Source organism: Actinosynnema sp. ALI-1.44 (assembly GCF_001984155.1).
Taxonomy (GTDB): domain Bacteria; phylum Actinomycetota; class Actinomycetes; order Mycobacteriales; family Pseudonocardiaceae; genus Kibdelosporangium.
Window position 1 is genome coordinate 95,024 of sequence record NZ_MTQO01000048.1, and the last position, 18,556, is coordinate 113,579.

Consider the following 18,556-nt stretch of genomic DNA (forward strand, 5'->3'; position numbering starts at 1 on the left):
GGGGTACTAACCATTGGAAAGTACCCACTTTGAAGTACTGTACTTACCCTCAGGGAAGTGTGCAGCGCTAACCCCACGACCTATACTGTCCGAATGGAAAGTGCCACGGTCGACGTGTTCGACGTCAACTGTCCCTCCCGGGCCGTGATGGAGCACCTGTCGAGCCGCTGGGGCGTGCTGATCCAGATCATGCTGCTGCGGGAGGGCACGATGCGGTTCAGCGAGTTGCGCCGGGCGATCGGCGGGGTGAGCGAGAAGATGCTGGCCCAGACGCTGCAGACGCTCGAACGCGACGGTGTCGTCAGCCGGTTCGTGCACCCCGTGATCCCGCCGCACGTCGACTACAGCCTGACCGAGCTCGGCGAGCAGGCGGCGCGGGCCGTGAACACCCTGTTCGACCTGATCGCCGGTCGGTGGACGGACTTCAAGCAGGCACAGGACGTCTACGACAAGCGCAAAGGCGAGAAGTGAGCTCGTTCACCGACGCCGAGTACCCGGCGGCGCCGTACCCGGGCGCCCGCCCACCGTTCTCCTACGTCCACCTCGACGGCAAGGGCCGCCGGACCCGGCCGGACGACGACCTGGACGAATGGCTCGCCAAGCACAACGCCCCCGCGCTGGCCGAACGCGTGCCCGTGCTGACCTACGGCTCCAACGCCAACCCGAGCAAGATCACCTGGCTGCGCGAGAACCTGGGCCTCGAAGGTCCGGTCGTCGTCCTGCGCGCGCGGTGCACCGGGTTGTCGGCGGTCTGGGCGGCCGGGTTGCGCGTGGTGGACACGCAGCGGCCGGTGACGCTGGCCGCGATGCCGGGCGTGACCGAGACCCATGCCGTGTGGATGGCCGATCCGGCGCAGGTCGCGGTGCTGGACGTGTGCGAGGGCCGCGGCGACCGGTACCAGCTGTCCCGGCTGCGCTCCGGCCGCGTCGAACTGGAGGACGGCGGCGTCTGGGACGGCCTGCTCGCCTACACCGGCAAGGCCGAGATCCGCTGGCCGCTGCTCGTGTCGGGCAGGCCCGTGCGGTGCGCGGACCTCGCCCAGGCCGAGGCGAAGGACCTGGTCGGCACGGCGGCGCCGGTGATGGGCCTGGACGTGTCGGCTGTGAACGGCGCTCCCCACCCCGACGAGTTCCCCGCCCGGGTGTTCGTCTACGGCACGCTCAAGCCGGGTGAATCGGCGTGGGAGCTGGTCGAGCCCTGGGTGGACGGCGAGCCGTACCAGTCGAGCGTCGCCGGTGAGGTGTTCGACACCGGCTTCGGCTACCCGGGTCTCAAGCGCGGCGGCGATCGCGTCCCGGGCTGGGTGCTTCCGTTGCGCGACACCAGAGCCGCATTGGCCACTTTGGATTCGTACGAAGGTGACGAATACCGGCGAATCAGGGTGAACCTGCCGGACGGCACGATTTGCTGGACGTACCTGTGGAAGTTCGCCTAAGGGTGTGAGCGGTCGCAACCCGGCGTGCGGTGACCCGTCCTTACTGATAGGACCGGGTAACAACGTTTCGGGAGGTGGCACATGGTCCGACACAAGGTGCTCGTCGCAGGGGCAGCGGTGGTTGCCCTCGGCTCGCTGGCCGCGTGCGGTGACGGCAACACGACGGCACAACCTCCACAAACCGTGACCGTGACCCAGACGGAACAGCCGCCCCCGTCCAGCGGCTCATCGACGTCGACGAGCCCGGAGCGACCGGACAGCGTGGTGCGCAGCACTCAGGTCGCCCGCTGCACCCCCGGCGTGCTCAAGGGCGAGATCCAGGGCGGTGACGCGGCGGCGGGCAACCGCTACGCCAAGCTGGTCGTCACCAACACGAGCTCGAAGGCGTGCACCCTGTACGGCTACGGCGGCCTACAGCTGACCGATGCCAACGGCGCGGCCACGCCGACCAAGCTGACCCGCAAGCCGGACCCCGCTCCGGCGCTGGTCACCCTCGAACCTGGCCAGAAAGCCCACAAGAACCTGCACTGGGGCGCCGTGCCGGACGGCAGCGAGCCGACGACCGGCCCCTGCGAACCCGAGTCGAAGGGCGCGAAGGTGATCCCGCCGGACGAGACCGAGCCGTTCACGATCAAGTACGACTTCGGGTCCGTCTGCCAGAAGGGCTCGATCGACGGCAGCGCGTACTACAAATAAGCCCGTTCGTTACCCGTCGGCGGCCCGAAGCAGGCACGCTGTCGGCATGTCGACAGAGATCCACTCGCCGGGCGCACCGGCCCACGTCGACGAGGACCCGCTCGCCAAGATCACTTTGACGCCGCGGGTCTTCGTCGCCTCACTCGCGTCGATCGCGCTGGTCGTCGGACTGGTGCTCGGTTTGGTGCCGGTTCGCGTCTCGACGCTGGACACCGTGGCGACAGTCAAGGTGAGCTGCGGGAACACCCTCGGCGGCGTGGAGACGCCGCGACTGGCCGCCAGTCTGGGCAATCCGGAGAAACCGATCCTCGTCGAGTACGTCTCGATGTGCGACCGCGGCATCGACGCGCGTGCTTTGCCTGCGTGGACGCTGTTTTTCGGCGGCATGCTCGGCTGGATCTGGCTCGGGGCGGGCCGCAGGCGAAAATCAGGGCTCGAATAGGTCTGGACCATTGGGGTACTATCACGGTGTATGAGGGTTCGACCGCATACCGTGATCGTCGCCCTGCTCCTGCTCGCGGGGTGCTCCGCCGAACCGGCGGCCCAGCCGGGTCCGTCCGTGCCGCTGCCACCGGACGAATGGGCTTCGTTCCGCAACGTCGACTCGTGCGCCATCCTCGACGAGACCGCGCTGGCCAAGATCGGGAAAGTCAGTGCGCGCACGTTCTCCGGGGCGAGCGCGCACAACTGCGTCGTCACGATCACCCGGCCGGACGGGACGCCTCTCGTGGCACGGGCGTACGTCGGCGAACGGGCGTCGCCGGACGCCAAACCCGTCGAGGTCGCCGGGCTGAACGCGGTCCAGGACAGCGGCTGCACGCTGACGGTCAAGACAGCGGGCGAACTCGGTATCGCGATCTCCATCGAGGGCACCGACTACGAGAAGCAGTGCGCGCAGTCCCGTGAGGTCGCCGGGCTCGTCGCCGCGCAGCTGAAGTCCCCGCCGCAGAACCCGGGCGCCTCGCCGTTCCACGGCAAGGACCCGTGCCAGCCCATCGGCCAGTTCGCCAACCAGATCGGCTCGCTGACGAAGGCCAACCGCCCCACCTTGATCAACTGCGAGCTGACCGGCACCGCCGGAACCCTGTTGATCAGCCACGAGATCGAGAACATGGCCGGGCACGCGCACGGCGAACCGCTCGCCATCGGTGGCATGGAAGGAATGCGCCACCAGGAGCCCGATCAGAACGACCGCTGCATGGTCATGATCATGGTCCGGCCCGTGCTCGAGCAGTCCTACTTCACCACGCGGATCGAGGCCGTCAACGCCCCTGACCCGTGCGCGAAAGCCACTGACGCGGCCAACGAGTCGGCTAAGGAGCTATGAGCTTGCCCGGGTTGAGGATCCCCGCCGGGTCGAGCGTGTTCTTCACCGCAGCGAGCACTTCCACGCCGAGGTCACCGATCTCGCCGGGCAGGTAGGGAGCGTGGTCGACGCCGACGGCGTGGTGGTGCGAGATCGTGCCGATGCCTGCGATCGCCTCGCACGCCGCGGTTTTCGCGCGCTGCCACTGTCCGGCCGGGTCCTCGGTCGACCGCGCCGCGATCACCGTGAAGTACAGCGACGCCCCGGTCTCGTAGGCGTGCGAGATGTGGCACATGATGATCGGGCGGTCCAGCGAGCTGGTCAACGCCTGCCGGACCTTGTCGTACAGCTCGTGCACCTGGGACCAATGCGTCGCGGTTTCCAGGGTTTCCACGCAGACGCCCGCGTTCATCAACGCGTCGCGCTGCCGTGGCCCGTTGAACCGGCCGTGCCGCCATGCCTCGCCGAGCACCCGGCCGAGCCGCACCACGCCACGCATCCTGCTCAACGCCGCGGCCCGGCGCATCGCCAGCTCACGCTTGTCCTGCACTTCCCAGCCGAGGACCAGCACGCACGGCTGCCGGATGCCCCGCAGCTTCAGGTACGCGCCAAGGGCTTCGGACTTCAAGCCGCCGGTCAGCGCGAAGGACACCCGTGACTCGTCCACATCGGACAGACGGGTGACGTCGGCGAGCACGCGGTCCTGCGCCAGCGCGCGGACCAGTTCGGCGCCCTGGTCCCAGCCGTCGACGACGAACCCCTCGTAGCGGCGGATCCGCGGCACCGGCCGGATGCGCACGGTCACCTCGGTGATCACGCCGAACGCGCCTTCGCTGCCGACCACGAGGTGCCGCAGGTCCGGTCCGGCCGCGGAGGCCGGTGCGACGCCGAACCGCAGCTCGCCGCGTGGCGTGGCGACCCGGACGCCTTCGACCATGTCCTCGAACCGGCCGTATCCCGCCGAGGCCTGACCGGCCGACCTGGTCGCGGCGAACCCGCCGATCGTCGCCCGCTCGAACGACTGCGGCACGTGGCCGAGCGTGAACCCGTATTCCGCCAGGGCTTTCTCCGCGTCCGGCGCGCGCATGCCCGCCTGCAGCACCGCGAGCCGGGAGACCTCGTCGACCAGCACGAGCTGGTCCAGCCTGGCCAGATCCAGCACGATCGACCGGTTCGACGCCTTCACCCCGCCGACCACTGACGTTCCACCGCCGAACGGGACAACAGCCAGGCCCAGTTCCGCGCACGCGCGCACGACGTCGGCGACCTCGGCGGGATTCGCGGGCAGCACCACAGCGTCCGGCACCGAGACCTCACCGATCCCCTTGTGCGCGAGGAGATCGAGGTACGACAGGCCACCGGTCCGGCCGAGCCGGTCCTGTCCGCCGGTCAGCACGTGGTCCGCGCCGACGATCCCGTCGAGCACTTCCCGTGCTGTGTCCGGCAGTTCGGACGGCGGCGCGGTGATCCCGCGCGTGGGCGTCCAGGCGTCCGTCAGCCCAGTCTCCTGCCGGAGCCAGCGCACGGCGTGCGGCGGCAGCTGCGGCGGTTCGGTCGTCCACGCGGACCTCAGGAGCTGGTCAGTTCGGTTCGCCATGGGTACAGTGTGACATATGACGTCACAACGTCACAGTTATCGAGTGGACGACGACGTGCTGCTGGACGCGGCACGCGGCTGCGTGCTGGCCATCGGCGTGGGCCGCACCACGCTGACCGAGGTCGCCCGGCGCGCCCAGGTCAGCCGTATGACGCTGTACCGCCGCTTCCCGGACGTCCGCAGCCTGATCGCGGCGCTGATGACCAGGGAGTTCGGCGGCCTGCTCGCCGGGATCTCCGCGTCGCTGACCGGCACGACGGCTCGCGAGCGGCTCGTGACCGGGCTGGTCACGGGTGTCCGGGTGCTCGTGGACAACCCGATCATGCGGGCAGCACTGGACCTGGAGCCGGAACTGCTCCTGCCGTACGTGGTGCAGCGGATGGGCAGCACGCAACGGCTGACCGAGCAGTTCATCGCCGACCAGCTCAAAGCCGGGCACCACGACGGCTCGATCCGGGTGGTCGACGTGCCGACCCAGGCACGGGTCGTGCTGCTGACCGTCCAGTCCTTCGTGCTGTCCATGCGGCCTGCGACATCCGATGTGGACAGCGAGGAGCTGCTCGCCGAACTGACCACGCAGCTCGACGGGGCATTGGAGCGCCGGTGAACACCTCTCTCAACGCCCGCAGGCGCGCGCGTGACCTGGCCGGTGCCGAGCAGGGCGTCGTCGACGTGCTGGTCGTCGGCGGTGGCGTGACCGGCGCGGGTGTCGCGCTCGACGCGGCGTCCCGGGGTTTGTCCGTGGTTCTCGCCGAGGCGAACGACCTGGCGTTCGGCACGTCCAGGTGGTCGAGCAAGTTGATCCATGGCGGACTGCGGTACCTCGCCAACGGCGACGTGGGGATCGCCTACGAGAGCGCGGTCGAGCGTGGAATCGTGATGACACGCACGGCTCCGCACCTCACCCGCCCGCTTCCCCAGTTGGTCCCGTTGCACGACGGCGTGCCCGGTGCGTTGACGTTGACCGGTCTGCACGCGGGCGATCTGCTGCGCAGGTTGGCTCGAACCCCGTCCGCCCTGCTGCCCCGGCCACGGCGTGTTCCCGCCGCGGAAGCGCTTGCGCTGGCGCCGGGGCTGCGCCGTGAAGGACTGCGCGGCGGCCTGCTTTCCTACGACGGACAGGTGATCGACGACGCGAGGTTCGTGGTCGCGCTGGCCAGGACCGCGGCCGGGTTCGGCGCGAAGATCCTGACCAGGACCAAGGCCGTTTCGCTGGACGGCGGCGGCGCGCGGCTGCGCGACACCCTGACCGGCGCGGAATTCGACGTGCGCGCCAGGAAAGTGATCAACGCGACAGGCGTGTGGGCAGGCCAACTCGTGCCGTCCGTGCGGCTGCGGCCCTCCCGCGGCACGCACATCGTGCTCGCCGGCACCGCGTTGACCGGCACCGGGCTCACCAGCACCTCGCTGACCGTGCCGATTCCCGGCTCCCGCAACCGGTTCGTGCTGGTGCTCCCCCAACTCGACGGCCGGGTCTACGTCGGGCTGACCGACGAACCGGTCGACGGCGAGATCCCGGACGTGCCCGCCGTGCCCGACTCCGATGTGGACTTCCTGCTGTCGGCCGCGTCGTCCGTGCTCGAACGCCCCCTCACCCGCGCCGACGTGCTCGGCGCGTTCGCCGGGCTGCGGCCGTTGCTCGACGCGGACGGGTCGAGTGCCGACCTGTCCCGGCGGCACGCGGTGCTCACCGCGGACAACGGTGTGATCACGGTTGTCGGCGGCAAGTTCACGACATACCGCCGGATGGCCGCGGACGCGGTCGATGCGACGAAGCTCACCACGGTTTCGGCCCGTACCAAGGACATTCCCCTCGTCGGCGCGACCGCACGGGCCCGGCTCACCCGAATCGACGCACCGGCTAGGCTGATCGCCAAGTACGGCACGGAGGCGGCGGCCGTCGCCGAGCTGGACCAGACCACCCTGCACCCCGAGCTCACGGTGGCCGAAGTGATCTGGGCCATCGAGCACGAAGGCGCACTCGACGCCGAGGACGTGCTGCACCGCCGCAGTCGCGTGGGCCTGGTTTCCGCTGAGGCAAACTGCCTGGTAGACATCGTGAGTGGTTATGCGGGTGCCAACCCGGCCAACCACTCACGAGGCTCTTGAGCGAGCAGCGGGCTCAAGCTGGATACTGCGTGGGACACGTCCAGCGAGGAAGGAACGATGGTGCCTGAAGCGGGGCTGGAGATCGACCGAGTCTCCAAACGCTACGGTGACGTCGTCGCGTTGTCCGACATGACGTTCGACGTACGGCCAGGTGAACTCTTCGGCTTCGTCGGCAGCAACGGCGCGGGCAAGACCACCACGATGCGAATCGCGCTCGGCGTGCTCGAAGCGGACTCCGGCGCGGTGCGCTGGGCGGGTGAACCGACCACGTTGAGCAGCCGCCGCCGATTCGGCTACATGCCGGAGGAACGCGGTCTCTACCCGAAGATGAAGGTGCTCGACCAGCTGATCTACCTGGCCAAGTTGCACGGCATGCCCGCCAACGACGCCCACCGCGCCGCCGACGACTGGATCGTCCGGCTCGGACTGCGCGAGCGGCGGCTCGACGAGGTGCAGAAACTGAGCCTCGGCAACCAACAGCGCGTGCAGCTGGCCGCCGCGCTGGTGCACGACCCCGAGGTGCTCGTGCTGGACGAGCCGTTCTCCGGTCTCGACCCGGTCGCGGTCGACGTGATGAGCCAGGTGCTCAAGGAGAAGTCGGCGGCCGGGATCCCGGTTGTGTTCTCCAGCCACCAACTCGACCTTGTGCAGAGGTTGTGTGACCGTGTCGGAATCGTGAACAAAGGCCGGATGGTCGCGTGTGACACGGTCGACGCATTGCGTTCGGCGGGCGCGTCGGAGCTTCACGTACACGCTCCCGCGGCACCGCCCGGGTGGGCCGCCGGGATCGCGGGTGTGACCGTGGTGTCCGAACAGGACGGCCACACCTCGCTGCGGGTCGGTGACGGCGTCGACGACCAGGTGATCCTGCGCGCCGCCCTGGACACCGGCCCGGTGCACGAGTTCAGCAGACACCGCCCGTCGCTCGCCGACCTGTTCCGCGACGTAGTCAAGGAGGGGCGTTGAGCGCCGAGTTGAAGCCCGCCCAGGCCGTGTTCCTGGTCGCGGGCCGCGAGCTGAACACCAAACTGCGCACCCGGTCCTTTGTGATCAGCACCATCGTTTCGGTGGTCGTGCTCGCCGCGTTCGTGTTGCTGCAGAGCTCCACGTTCGACGAGGGCAGCCGCAGCCGGGTCGGGCTGAGCGGCCAGGCCACCGCGCTCGGCCCGGACATCGTCGAGTCGGCCAAACAGATCGGCCACCAGGTCGCGATCGTCGACATCGCCGATCCGGCACAGGGAGAGCAGCAGGTCAAGGACAACGACCTGGACGCGCTCGTCACCGGGCCGGTCGGCTCGCTCCAGGTGACGGTCAAGGACAAGCTGAACACCGAGCTGCGCAACACGCTCAACGGCCTGATGCGTCAGCAGATCCTCACCTCCGAGCTGTCGCAGACCGAACTCGATCCGAAAGAGGTCCTCGCCACCGCGGCCGCGGCGCAGGTGAAGGTCACTGAACTGGAGCCCCGTGGCGACGACCAGGGCCAGCGGCTGGCGATCGGTCTGATCGTGGCGTTCCTGCTGTACATGGCCTTGATGATCTACGGCCAGATGGTCGCGCAGGGCGTGGTCGAGGAGAAGTCCAGCCGCGTGGTGGAGATCCTGCTGGCCACTGTGCGGCCGTGGCAGCTGCTGGCGGGCAAGGTGCTCGGCCTCGGCCTGGTCGGGCTGATCCAGTTCGCGGTCATCACGGCGGTCGGCCTGGTCGCGGGCCTCGCCACGGGCGCGTTGACGCTCTCCGGCGCGGCGATCGGCGGTGTGCTGGCCGGGGTCTTCTGGTATCTGATCGGCTTCTTCTTCTACGCCACCATTTTCGCGGCGCTCGGGTCGTTGGTGTCGCGTCAGGAGGACACCCAGAGCGTGCTCACCCCGGTCACCATGGTGATCGTGGTCGGCTTCATCTTCGCGATCAACCTGTTGATCAGCAACAGCGACAGCACGCTCACCATGGTCATGGCTATCCTGCCGCCGTTCGCGCCGATCCTGATGCCGGGCCTGACCGCGCTCGGCCTCGCGCCGATCTGGCTGCAGGCCGTGGCGATCCTGTTGTCGTTCGGCGGCATCGCGCTGGTGGCGTGGCTCGGTGGCCGCATCTACCGCAATGCCGTGCTGCGCACCGGAAGCCGCGTGAAACTGCGCGAAGCCGTGTCGTCGTGACCACTAGTTCTTGACAGCCGCGTAGCGGGCGAGCGCGACTTCGCGCTCGTGCGCGTGGTCGACGATCGGCTCGGGATAGTCGAGCCCGTCGATCTCCCACGGCTTGTGCACGCGCTTTCCCGTGACACCGCGCAGTTCCGGCACGAACCGGCGGACGTAGTCGCCGTTCGGGTCGAACTTCTCCCCCTGGGTGGTCGGGTTGAACACCCGGAAGTACGGCGCCGCGTCGGTTCCGCTGCCCGCGGCCCACTGCCAGTTGTGCTGGTTGGACGCCAGGTCGCCGTCGACCAGGTGCTTCATGAAGTGCCGCGCGCCCCACCACCAGGGCAGGTGCAGGTCCTTGACCAGGAAGCTGGCCACGATCATCCGGACCCGGTTGTGCATCCAGCCCAGCTCGAGCAACTGCCGCATCCCGGCGTCCACGATGGGAAAACCCGTAACGCCTTGGCACCACGCGTCGAACGCGTCCCGGTCGTCGTCCAGTTCGATCTTGTCGAACCGGCGGTCCAGATTCCGGCGGGCGCTGTCCGGCTTGTGCCACAACACATCCGCGTAGAACTCGCGCCACACCAGCTCGTTGCGGTACGGGCCGGGCGTGAGGTCGTCGAGCAGCGTCCGCGGGTGCACGCAGCCCCACCGCAGGTACGGCGACATCCAGCTGGTTCCCGGCCGGTCCGGCCGGTTGCGGTTCTCGGGGTAGTCCTCGACGCGCTCATCGCGGAACTTCTCCCACGCCCCCAGCGCCGCCGCTTCACCCGCGTCGGGCAACTCGGGGACACCGGGTGGGTCCTGAGGGATACGGCTTCTCCCCGGCGGCTCGATCCAGTCCAGGATGGACGCGTCGGTGTCCGCCGGTCCGCGCCAGCCGTGGTCGGCCCACGCCCTGGAGAACGGCGTGAAGACCTTGTACGGGGTGCCGTCCGGCTTGGTGACCCGGCCGGGCGCGACCGCGTAGGGCGAGCCGGAGCGGACGAAGTCGATGTCGCCGAGAGCGGCCTCGACCTGCTGGTCGCGCGTGTGGCCGTAAGGCGCGTAGTCGGCGGAGACGTGCACGCTCGTGGCGTCGACCTGCTTGGCGATCCGGGGCACGACCTCGACCGGGTCACCGGAGACGACCAGCAACCGGTCGTCCAGCTGTTCGTTGAGGTCCCGCAGACAGCGGTAGAGGAAGGCGAGCCTGGCCGCGCCGGACGGCTCCGTCAGGCGCTTGTCCAGCACGAAGAGCGCGAGGGCGTCCTTGTCGGCCGCCAGCAACGCGGGATGATCCCTGGTCCGCAGGTCACGGCGGAACCAGACGACGGAAGTCATCCGAAAACGCTACCGCGTGGGTGGTGCGTGCGCAGAACACGCACCACCCCGCGAAGCGGTTGGTTCTAACGGGCGTCCATCGCCACGTAGTCCCGTTCCTTCGGTCCGATGTAGACCTGGCGCGGACGGCCGATCTTGGTCGCCGGGTCGTTGGTCATCTCCCGCCAGTGCGCGATCCAGCCGGGCAGGCGGCCCAGCGCGAACAGCACGGTGAAGAACTTCGTGGGGAAGCCCATCGCGCGGTAGATCAACCCGGTGTAGAAGTCCACGTTCGGGTACAGCTTGCGCTGGACGAAGTAGTCGTCGGCCAGCGCGTGCTCCTCCAGCTGCTTGGCGATGTCCAGCAGGCTGTCGTCGCCGCCGAGCTTGCCGAGGATCTCGTCGGCGGTCTTCTTGATGATCGCGGCCCTCGGGTCGTAGTTCTTGTAGACCCGGTGGCCGAAGCCCATCAGCTTGACGCCGTCTTCCTTGTTCTTGACCTTGTTGACGAACGACTTCACGTCGCCGCTCGAGTCGCGGATGCCCTCGAGCATCTCCAGCACCGCGCTGTTGGCACCGCCGTGCAGCGGACCGAACAGGGCGTTGATGCCCGCGGAGATGCTGGCGAACAGGTTCGCCTCGGACGAGCCGACCAGCCGCACGGTCGACGTGGAGCAGTTCTGCTCGTGGTCGGCGTGCAGGATGAACAGCAGGTCGAGCGCACGGGCCAGTGCCGGGTCGACGTCGTAGGGCTCCGCGGGGAAGCCGAACGTCATCCGCAGGAAGTTCTCCACCAGGCCGAGCGAGTTGTCCGGGTAGAGGAACGGCTGGCCGACCGACTTCTTGTACGCGTACGCCGCGATGGTCGGCAGCTTGGCCAGCAGGCGGATGGTGGCGATCTCGGTGCGTTCGTCGGTGACCGGCTTGAGGGTCTCCGGGTAGAACGTGGACAGCGCGGACACCGCGGAGGACAGCACCGGCATCGGGTGCGCGTCCCGCGGGAAGCCGTCGAAGAACCTCTTCAGGTCCTCGTGCAGCAGGGTGTGCCTGCTGATCTTGGTGGTGAAGTCGTTGAGCTGCGCCTCGGACGGCAGCTCGCCGTAGATGAGCAAGTAGCTGACTTCGATGAAGGTGGAGTGCTCGGCGAGCTGCTCGATCGGATATCCGCGGTAGCGCAGAATTCCGGCGTCACCGTCGATGTAGGTGATCTCCGAGGAGCATGCGGCGGTGTTGACGAAACCGGGGTCCAGTGTGACCAGTCCGGTTTTCGACAGCAGTTTGCCGAGCTCGATTCCATTCGAGCCTTCGGTGGCGGGTACCACCGCCATCTCGAGCTCTCCGCCGTCGTGGTGAAGCGCGACGGTACGAGTACCGGATTGCGGCGCGGTCGTCGCGTCGGGCATGAACGTCCCTCTCCCGATCGGTCAGGGCGGTGGATCTGGCGAATCAAGCCACGTGCACGCGGTCTGATCGATCGCCGCACCGCAGCACCGCCCCATTGGGGTCCTGTCAACCCCCAACGCTAGTGCGCCGGGGGCGAATCGCACAGTGCGGCGTAAGTTAAGACACGCTGGTGGGACGCTTCTCACATCGATTCACAGAACGATTCAGATGATCGGACCCAGTTCAGCGGCGAATGGCGGCTCCGCTCCCGCCCTCGACACGGTTACCGCGGCGGCGGCCCCGGCGAATCGCAACGCTGTTCGCCATGCGGCCGCGTCGAGCTCCCGCAGGTGTTCCGGTGTCCGGACACCCTTCGTGTACAGCCAGCTCAACAACGCCCCGTGGACCGTGTCACCGGCACCGATCGTGTCCACGACATTCGTTTCCGTAGCCGGAACCTCGATCAGTTCACCCGACCCGGTAACAACTGCCAGCCCTTTCGAGCCGCGGGTGAGCACGACGACGGCCGGTCCCTGGCGCTGCCACTCGACGACCGCGTCGACGGCGTCCTTCCCGGCGAGCCACTCCGCATCCTCCTCGGACAGCTTGAGCAGGTCGACGTCCGGCAGCCAGCCCGCGAACCGGGCACGGTAGGCGTCGGCGTCGGCGATGAGCACCGGGCGAACGTTCGGGTCAAGCGCGACCAGGGCGTCCGACCGCCGCATGACCTGCTCGTACGCGCTCGCCCCCGGCTCGAGCACGAGCGAGAGCGTGCCGAACGAGATGATGGCCGCTTCGGGCAGGGTCTCGGGCGCCTCGAACAGGCGGTCCGCCGTGCCTTCGGCGTAGAACGTGTACCTGGCGCCGCCGTCCGGGCCGAGGCTGGTCACCGCGAGCGTCGTCGGTTCCGGCCCACGCCGGACGAGCAAAGTGTCTACATTGGACACCCTGAGCCGCTCGACGAGCGCGTCGCCGAAGTCGTCGGCCGAGATCCTCGACAGGAAACTCACCGGAGTCCCGAGGCGACCGACCGTGACGGCCACGTTGTACGGGCCGCCGCCCAACCGGGGCAGCAGCGCACCGGGCTCACCGTCGAGTGTGGACTTCGCGGGCACCAGGTCGACCAGCGCCTCACCAGCTACGACAATCACGGCCGCCAACCTACCCCGGGCGGTAGTCTGGGATGTCCCTCAGCACTGCATGTATACGGAGATCCCGCGATGGCAGTCGAACGTCTGCTCCCTGACACCGAGGCGGAAGACCTCATCGCCTTGGTCAGGGACATTTCCGCCAACGAACTGGCCCCGAAGGCGAGCGAGTACGAGGAGAAGGAGCTCTTCCCGCGCGAGGAGTTCAGACTGCTCGGCCGTTCGGGCCTGCTCGGCCTGCCGTACCCGGAGCAGTGGGGCGGCAGCGGCGTGTCGTACGAGGTCTACCTGCAGGTTCTCGAAGAGATCGCGGCCGCGTGGATGACCGTGGCCGTCGGCCTGTCGGTGCACACCATGTCCTGCTACGCACTGGCCCAGTACGGCACCGACGAGCAACGAGACCAGTACTTGCCGGACATGCTGAGCGGCGAACTGCTTGGCGCGTACGCCCTGTCGGAGACCCACGCGGGCTCGGACGCGGCGGCGTTGTCGACCCGTGCCGTGCTCGACGGCCCCGACTACGTCGTGACCGGTACGAAGGCGTGGATCACGCACGGTGGCCAGGCCGACTTCTACACCACGATGGTCCGGACGTCGCCCGACGGCGGCCGGGGGATCAGCTGCCTGCTCGTCCCCGCGGACACGCCGGGCCTGTCGGCCTCCGCGCCCGAGCGCAAGATGGGCATGACCGCGTCCACGACCGCGCAGATGAACTTCGACCAGGCCAGGGTGCCCGCGTCGCGGCGGCTCGGCGAGGAGGGCATCGGGCTGAAGATCGCGCTGTCGGCGCTGAACTCCGGGCGGCTGGGCATCGCGGCCTGCGCCGTCGGCCTCGCCCAGGCGGCGTTGGACGAGTCCGTCCGGTACGCGAAGGAGCGCAGCCAGTTCGGCCGGGCCATCATCGAGTTCCAGGGAATGGAGTTCCTGCTGGCCGACATGGCCGCCGCGGTGGAGTCCGCGCGGGCCATGTACCTGGAGGCCGCCCGGCGCCGTGACCGCGGGCTGCCGTTCAAACGCCAGGCGTCCATCGCCAAGCTCGTGGCCACCGAGGCCGCGATGAAGGTGACCACCGACGCCGTGCAGGTCCTCGGCGGTGCCGGCTACACGAAGGACTTCCCGGTCGAGCGGTACATGCGTGAGGCGAAGGTCCCGCAGATCTTCGAGGGCACCAACCAGATCCAGCGCATGGTGATCGCCCGCGAACTGCGCAACACCTGAACAAGGTCGTGAGTGGTTACCAGGGTTGGCACCCCGATAACCACTCACGAGGGTCATTCGCTGTAGAACGGGTTCTTGGGCACGCCTTCACCCTTGGCGTCGTCGTAGTAGTAGACCTCGTTGCCCTCGATGAACACGCGGACGGCGCGGCTCATCACGTCCAGCGGGTCGCCGGACCAGAGCACGACGTCGGCGTCCAGGCCCGGGGCGAGCGCGCCGACGCGGTCGTCCAGGCCCATCATCTCGGCCGGGTTGATCGTGATCGAGCGCAGCGCGGTCTCGGTGTCCAGGCCTTCCTTCACGCACAGCGTCGCCTGGTGGACGAGGAAGTCGATCGGCACCACCGGGTGGTCGGTGGTCAGCGCGATCTTCACCCCGGCCCTGGCCATGATCCCCGGGCCCCGCATCGTGCGGCGGCCGGTCTCGATCTTGCCCCGGCTGGTCATCAGCGGGCCGACGATCACCGGGATGTTCCGCTCGGCCAGCGTGTCGGCGACCAAATGCCCTTCCGTGCCGTGGTTGACGATCAGCCGGTAACCGAATTCGTCGGCGAGCCGGATCGCCGTCGCGATGTCGTCGGCGCGATGCGTGTGCTGGCACCACGGCACTTCGCCGCTGAGCACCCGCGCGAGGATTTCCATCGTGTTGTCGCGGTCGAACGGATTGCCGTCCGCCACGGCCTGATCGCGTTTCTTGACGTAGTCCTGCGCCTTGGTCAACGCGTCCCGAATGATCGCCGCGACGCCCATCCGCGTCGACGGCAGCTTTTTCTGGTCGCCGTAGACGCGTTTCGGGTTTTCCCCCAGTGCGCTTTTCACGCTGGCAGGCGTCCGCAGCAGCATGTCCTCGACCGTGCGGCCCCAGGTTTTCAAGGCCGCGGTCTGCCCGCCGATCGGATTGCCCGAACCGGGTTTGGCGACGATCGTCGTCACGCCACCGGCCAGCGCGTCCCGCAGGCCCTGGTCGTCCGGGTTGAACCCGTCGATCGCCCGCAGCCGTGCCCCGTTCGGGTCGGTCATCTCGTTGTAGTCGCGGCCTTCCCAGCCGATGCCGTCCTCGCCGATCCCGGCGTGCCCGTGCGCCTCCACGAACCCGGGCAGGACCCAGGTCCCGGAGGCGTCCACGATCTCGGCGTCGTCAGGCACGTCGACGTCGGCGTCCGCGCCGACCGCGACGATCTTGCCGTCCTCGACCAGCACGGTGCCGCCCTCGATGGGCTCACTCGTTACCGGAACAACGTATCCACCCGTGATAGCCACTGTCACGGGTGGACACCGTACTAGCTCATCCCCCACCGCGGGGCGTCGGCGACAGCGGGAACATCCCTCGGCCGCACATCCGGCCTGCTGCCGCGTGGCGTGACGACGGCTGTTTCGCCGCGCCTGAGGCGGATCGACACGGTGCCCGGCGACGTTTCCCGCCACGGCAGCCTGCGCCCGTGTTCGTCACGGACGTCCAGGTCGCCGGAAATCCCGTGCCGCAGGGACAAAGGCGCGCCCGCGCGGCTGTGCACGCTGATCCACTCGGTGCGCCCGGCCCGGCGCGACGCGCTGACCTCGAACGCGCCCATGGTGCGCAGGTTGTCGATCGAGGCGTCCGCCCACGGCACGGCCGGGAACACCTTCACCACATCGGGATCGCTGTCGACCAGCATGTCCAAAACGGACTGGGCCGCGGTCAGCGGGCTCTCGATCGCGAGGTTCGAGCCCTCCTTGTACATGGTGTTGGGCATCAGCTGGGCGATCCCGATGACGTTGCCGTCGAGCAGGTGGCGCAGGTACGACAACGCCTGCTCCGGCTGTCCCATCATCGACGACATCGACGACGCGGCCGGGTAACTGTAACCGGCCCACGCCGTGCGCATGCTCGACCAGTGGTCGAACGTGCGGCGGATGATGTCGCGGTCGGCCGGGTTGTCCCAGGTCCGCTCTCGCAAGGGATGCATCCACAGCATGTGCGAGAAGTGCCGGTGGGACTCGGTGAGCGGCACGTCCTTGCCGATCATGACGCCCTGCGCGTTCTCGTGGTACGGCGTCAGCCTGGTCGCCACGTCACGCCACCTGGGGTCGGGCTTGACGCGCAGTTCCTCGGCTATCCCCGGCAGGATGCCCGCCGCCCAACGGATCAACGACAGGTCGTACGTGCAGTCCTCGGCGTCGTGGATCTCGGGGGAACGGGTCAACGGCAGGTGCAGCTTGCCGTCGCTGCCCTTGGTGAGGAAGTGCATGTAGAAGTTCAGAGCCTTGGTCAGGACCGGGAACAGCACGTCCTGCAGCACCCAGCGTTCCCTGGTGTGCTGGTAGGACACCCACACGCTGTGCATGGCCCAGATCAGGTTGCCCGTCTGGTCGGTCTTGGTGCTCGTCCCCGGTCTGCCGACTGTGGCGTTGCCGGGGATCTGCGCGCCCAGCTTGGGCCCGCCCGACCGCAGCGTCCGGTCGCCGGGGTGCGCCAGCGCGTACGTCTTCCCGTCGCGGTAGTCCGGCGGGACGGACAACGCGAGGTTCTCGTGGTAGCGCCGGAAAGTCTCGGTCACGGCGTCCAACTCGGGGTGGTTGGACCCGTTCACGAGCGGGTACGTGATCTGGACGTTGAGGTTCCACCACACCGCGGTCCAACTGCCGCCGCCGTCGGGGAACCACGGTCCCCACTCGGTCACCACCGGCGCGTTCCGCCGTGTCGCGCAGGCCATCTTGTACAGCTGGATCCAGTAGAAACGCTGAACCCACTTGTCCGGCACGGAAACCAGGCTGCGCGTGTAATAGGCGTTCCACCACGCGCGGTGCGTCGCGACGATCGGCGGGATCATGACCTTGGCGAGCGCCTCGGCCAGTCCGGTGGAGTTCGGGTGACCGTAGTGGACGGTCGCGGTCAGGATCTTCCGCGTGCCGAACTGCCTTTCCTGCCAGGCTGTGCTGTACCCGCCGCCCGCGATGAGCGGCTGCTCCACGTAGTTGCGGCCGATCTTGGGCGCGGGGTTGCCCACGTAGTCCGGTGGAATGCGGATGGTGCGGGTGGTGTGCGAGGGCATGGGGGTGAAGCCCCATGTGGCGTCACCGGTCGTGGAGACGAGCAGGACGCCGGACTCGTTGTGCACCAGGGCTTCGAACTTCAGGCTGCCCTGCGCGGTGGTGACAGTGCCCCGGAGTTCGGCGTTCCACAGGTCGAGTGTCCAGTCGACCGCGGTCACCGCTCCGGGGAGGGTGAGCGTCAGGTAGCCGATGGGCAGGCGCGACAAGCCGACCGCGGCTTCCCATTGCGCACGTTGGTCCTGCACAAGGCTGTGACTGAGCATGAAGCGCAGCACGTTCGGCTCCGGGCCACGGTAGACCTGGACACCGAGGAACCCGTTGCCGAGGAAGGGCGCGTTGTCCCACCCGGTGGGCACTTTCCGCCAGACCATTCGTGCGTCGGCCACGATCTGCTGGTGCACTGAGCCACGTCCTGGGGCAGGCCGGTCGACCGGCTCAGCCCACGCGACCGGATCCCCGGCCACCCAACCACTGGTGAGGGCCGCGGCCCCCAGAAATGTCCTCCTTGACACATCCGCCACGGCGGAAAACATACGATGAATCCCGGCTGATGACCAGCTTTTCGTCTCGATGTACCGGTATTCATCCGATGACTTGCGGGTTCAGGTAGGAGAACCACTAAGGCGCGTTCTCCACCGGCGGCATCAGCGGCGCCTCGTGCTCCTCGGCGGCCGTGACGACCTTGCGGAGCAGATCGGACAGCTGCTCGCGTTCGACCTCGGTCAGGACCGCGAGCAGCGCGCGCTCGTTGGCCGCTTGGTCTTCGATGGTGGCTTCCCACATCCGGTGCCCGAGGTCGGTGAGTTCGACGAGGAGCCGGCGCCGATCGGCTGGGTCGTGGACGCGCGTGAGGTGGCCCGTTCCCTCCAGGCGCTCCAGCCTGCTGGTGAGCGTGGCCGGGTGGGTGTCCAACGCCTTGGCCAACCAGGTGGGGCTGACCTGGAACGGTGGACCGGCCGAGCGGATCCGCCAGAGGATGTCATACTCCCACCCCTTGAGCTCACGCGCCGCGAGGCCTGCCTCCCGACGGCGCCACAGCAGCCGGACGAGCCCCTGCATCCGGGTGACCGCGCCCTCCACGTGCACGTCGAGGTCCGGCACCTGCTTCGACCAGTAGGCGATATGTCGATCGATCGAATCAGCCACACCTGATACTATCATTTCAAATAATATGTTTTCGTATCAACC

Annotated in this window: 17 protein-coding genes; 10 read left to right on the forward strand and 7 right to left on the reverse strand. The window is 68.3% G+C overall.

The window, feature by feature from the left end:
* Positions 1 to 93 precede the first annotated feature (93 nt).
* The 5 genes from ALI144C_RS27955 to ALI144C_RS27975 all read left to right on the forward strand — a co-directional run bounded on the left by ALI144C_RS27955 (position 94) and on the right by ALI144C_RS27975 (position 3,459).
* Positions 94 to 471: a winged helix-turn-helix transcriptional regulator gene (locus ALI144C_RS27955; protein ID WP_076990175.1), complete on the forward strand. Its 378-nt coding sequence runs from the start codon at positions 94 to 96 to the stop codon at positions 469 to 471.
* Positions 468 to 1,436, forward strand: a complete 969-nt coding sequence (locus tag ALI144C_RS27960) for a gamma-glutamylcyclotransferase family protein (protein ID WP_076990176.1) — start codon at positions 468 to 470, stop codon at positions 1,434 to 1,436. The genes ALI144C_RS27955 and ALI144C_RS27960 overlap by 4 nt, the downstream gene beginning before the upstream one ends.
* An 81-nt stretch (positions 1,437 to 1,517) precedes the next feature.
* Complete coding sequence (locus ALI144C_RS27965) at positions 1,518 to 2,132, forward strand: DUF4232 domain-containing protein (protein WP_076990177.1); 615 nt, start codon at positions 1,518 to 1,520, stop codon at positions 2,130 to 2,132.
* A gap of 46 nt (positions 2,133 to 2,178) precedes the next feature.
* Entirely contained in the window at positions 2,179 to 2,574 is a 396-nt protein-coding gene (locus tag ALI144C_RS27970; protein WP_076990178.1) for a hypothetical protein, read from the forward strand.
* Between the two features lie 30 nt (positions 2,575 to 2,604).
* Entirely contained in the window at positions 2,605 to 3,459 is an 855-nt protein-coding gene (locus ALI144C_RS27975) for a hypothetical protein (RefSeq protein WP_143230915.1), read from the forward strand.
* Here the strand turns inward: ALI144C_RS27975 and ALI144C_RS27980 are convergent.
* The gene (locus ALI144C_RS27980; RefSeq protein WP_076990180.1) at positions 3,446 to 5,035 is read right to left on the reverse strand and encodes an FAD-binding oxidoreductase; all 1,590 of its coding nucleotides are present in this window, start codon (positions 5,033 to 5,035) and stop codon (positions 3,446 to 3,448) included. The genes ALI144C_RS27975 and ALI144C_RS27980 overlap by 14 nt on opposite strands.
* A 16-nt stretch (positions 5,036 to 5,051) precedes the next feature.
* Here ALI144C_RS27980 and ALI144C_RS27985 point away from each other — a divergent pair, with 16 nt between their 5' ends.
* From ALI144C_RS27985 to ALI144C_RS28000, 4 genes are read left to right on the forward strand one after another with little or no spacing between them, the layout of a single operon-like run.
* Positions 5,052 to 5,642, forward strand: a complete 591-nt coding sequence (locus ALI144C_RS27985; protein WP_076990181.1) for a TetR/AcrR family transcriptional regulator — start codon at positions 5,052 to 5,054, stop codon at positions 5,640 to 5,642.
* Positions 5,639 to 7,144: a glycerol-3-phosphate dehydrogenase/oxidase gene (locus tag ALI144C_RS27990; RefSeq protein WP_076990182.1), complete on the forward strand. Its 1,506-nt coding sequence runs from the start codon at positions 5,639 to 5,641 to the stop codon at positions 7,142 to 7,144. The genes ALI144C_RS27985 and ALI144C_RS27990 overlap by 4 nt, the downstream gene beginning before the upstream one ends.
* Before the next feature lie 57 nt (positions 7,145 to 7,201).
* Complete coding sequence (locus tag ALI144C_RS27995) at positions 7,202 to 8,110, forward strand: ABC transporter ATP-binding protein (RefSeq protein ID WP_076990183.1); 909 nt, start codon at positions 7,202 to 7,204, stop codon at positions 8,108 to 8,110.
* Entirely contained in the window at positions 8,107 to 9,300 is a 1,194-nt protein-coding gene (locus ALI144C_RS28000) for an ABC transporter permease (RefSeq protein WP_237774347.1), read from the forward strand. Before ALI144C_RS27995 ends, ALI144C_RS28000 begins: the two co-directional genes overlap by 4 nt.
* A 3-nt stretch (positions 9,301 to 9,303) precedes the next feature.
* On the opposite strand, the gene ALI144C_RS28005 is transcribed toward ALI144C_RS28000, so the two are convergent.
* The 3 genes from ALI144C_RS28005 to ALI144C_RS28015 form a co-directional block, all read right to left on the reverse strand.
* Positions 9,304 to 10,608, reverse strand: coding sequence for a cryptochrome/photolyase family protein (locus tag ALI144C_RS28005; protein WP_076990184.1), 1,305 nt, complete (start codon positions 10,606 to 10,608; stop codon positions 9,304 to 9,306).
* A gap of 65 nt (positions 10,609 to 10,673) precedes the next feature.
* Complete coding sequence (locus tag ALI144C_RS28010) at positions 10,674 to 11,990, reverse strand: citrate synthase (protein ID WP_076990185.1); 1,317 nt, start codon at positions 11,988 to 11,990, stop codon at positions 10,674 to 10,676.
* A 204-nt stretch (positions 11,991 to 12,194) separates the two neighbouring features.
* Entirely contained in the window at positions 12,195 to 13,121 is a 927-nt protein-coding gene (locus ALI144C_RS28015) for a carbohydrate kinase family protein (protein WP_076990494.1), read from the reverse strand.
* Positions 13,122 to 13,190: 69 nt separating this feature from the next.
* On the opposite strand from ALI144C_RS28015, the gene ALI144C_RS28020 reads away from it, so the two are divergent.
* Complete coding sequence (locus ALI144C_RS28020) at positions 13,191 to 14,336, forward strand: acyl-CoA dehydrogenase family protein (protein ID WP_076990186.1); 1,146 nt, start codon at positions 13,191 to 13,193, stop codon at positions 14,334 to 14,336.
* Positions 14,337 to 14,389: 53 nt separating this feature from the next.
* Here ALI144C_RS28020 and ALI144C_RS28025 read toward each other — a convergent pair whose 3' ends face one another.
* From ALI144C_RS28025 to ALI144C_RS28035, 3 genes are all read right to left on the reverse strand, one after another.
* Positions 14,390 to 15,601 carry an amidohydrolase gene (locus ALI144C_RS28025; protein WP_076990187.1) on the reverse strand — a complete coding sequence of 404 codons (1,212 nt, stop codon included), beginning with the start codon at positions 15,599 to 15,601 and terminating at the stop codon, positions 14,390 to 14,392.
* 14 nt (positions 15,602 to 15,615) lie between these two features.
* Positions 15,616 to 17,889: a glycosyl hydrolase family 95 catalytic domain-containing protein gene (locus tag ALI144C_RS28030; protein ID WP_143230916.1), complete on the reverse strand. Its 2,274-nt coding sequence runs from the start codon at positions 17,887 to 17,889 to the stop codon at positions 15,616 to 15,618.
* 97 nt (positions 17,890 to 17,986) lie between these two features.
* Positions 17,987 to 18,514, reverse strand: a complete 528-nt coding sequence (locus ALI144C_RS28035) for a MarR family winged helix-turn-helix transcriptional regulator (protein WP_202819075.1) — start codon at positions 18,512 to 18,514, stop codon at positions 17,987 to 17,989.
* Between the last annotated feature and the right edge of the window lie 42 nt (positions 18,515 to 18,556).

Excerpts from the sequence above, each read along its gene's own strand:
- ALI144C_RS27955 (WP_076990175.1), top strand. The coding sequence starts at position 94 with ATGGAAAGTGCCACGGTCGACGTGTTCGACGTCAACTGTCCCTCCCGG.
- ALI144C_RS27965 (WP_076990177.1), top strand. The coding sequence starts at position 1,518 with ATGGTCCGACACAAGGTGCTCGTCGCAGGGGCAGCGGTGGTTGCCCTC.
- ALI144C_RS27970 (WP_076990178.1), top strand. The coding sequence starts at position 2,179 with ATGTCGACAGAGATCCACTCGCCGGGCGCACCGGCCCACGTCGACGAG.
- ALI144C_RS27975 (WP_143230915.1), top strand. The coding sequence starts at position 2,605 with ATGAGGGTTCGACCGCATACCGTGATCGTCGCCCTGCTCCTGCTCGCG.
- ALI144C_RS27980 (WP_076990180.1), bottom strand. The coding sequence starts at position 5,035 with ATGGCGAACCGAACTGACCAGCTCCTGAGGTCCGCGTGGACGACCGAA.
- ALI144C_RS27985 (WP_076990181.1), top strand. The coding sequence starts at position 5,052 with ATGACGTCACAACGTCACAGTTATCGAGTGGACGACGACGTGCTGCTG.
- ALI144C_RS27995 (WP_076990183.1), top strand. The coding sequence starts at position 7,202 with ATGGTGCCTGAAGCGGGGCTGGAGATCGACCGAGTCTCCAAACGCTAC.
- ALI144C_RS28005 (WP_076990184.1), bottom strand. The coding sequence starts at position 10,608 with ATGACTTCCGTCGTCTGGTTCCGCCGTGACCTGCGGACCAGGGATCAT.
- ALI144C_RS28010 (WP_076990185.1), bottom strand. The coding sequence starts at position 11,990 with ATGCCCGACGCGACGACCGCGCCGCAATCCGGTACTCGTACCGTCGCG.
- ALI144C_RS28020 (WP_076990186.1), top strand. The coding sequence starts at position 13,191 with ATGGCAGTCGAACGTCTGCTCCCTGACACCGAGGCGGAAGACCTCATC.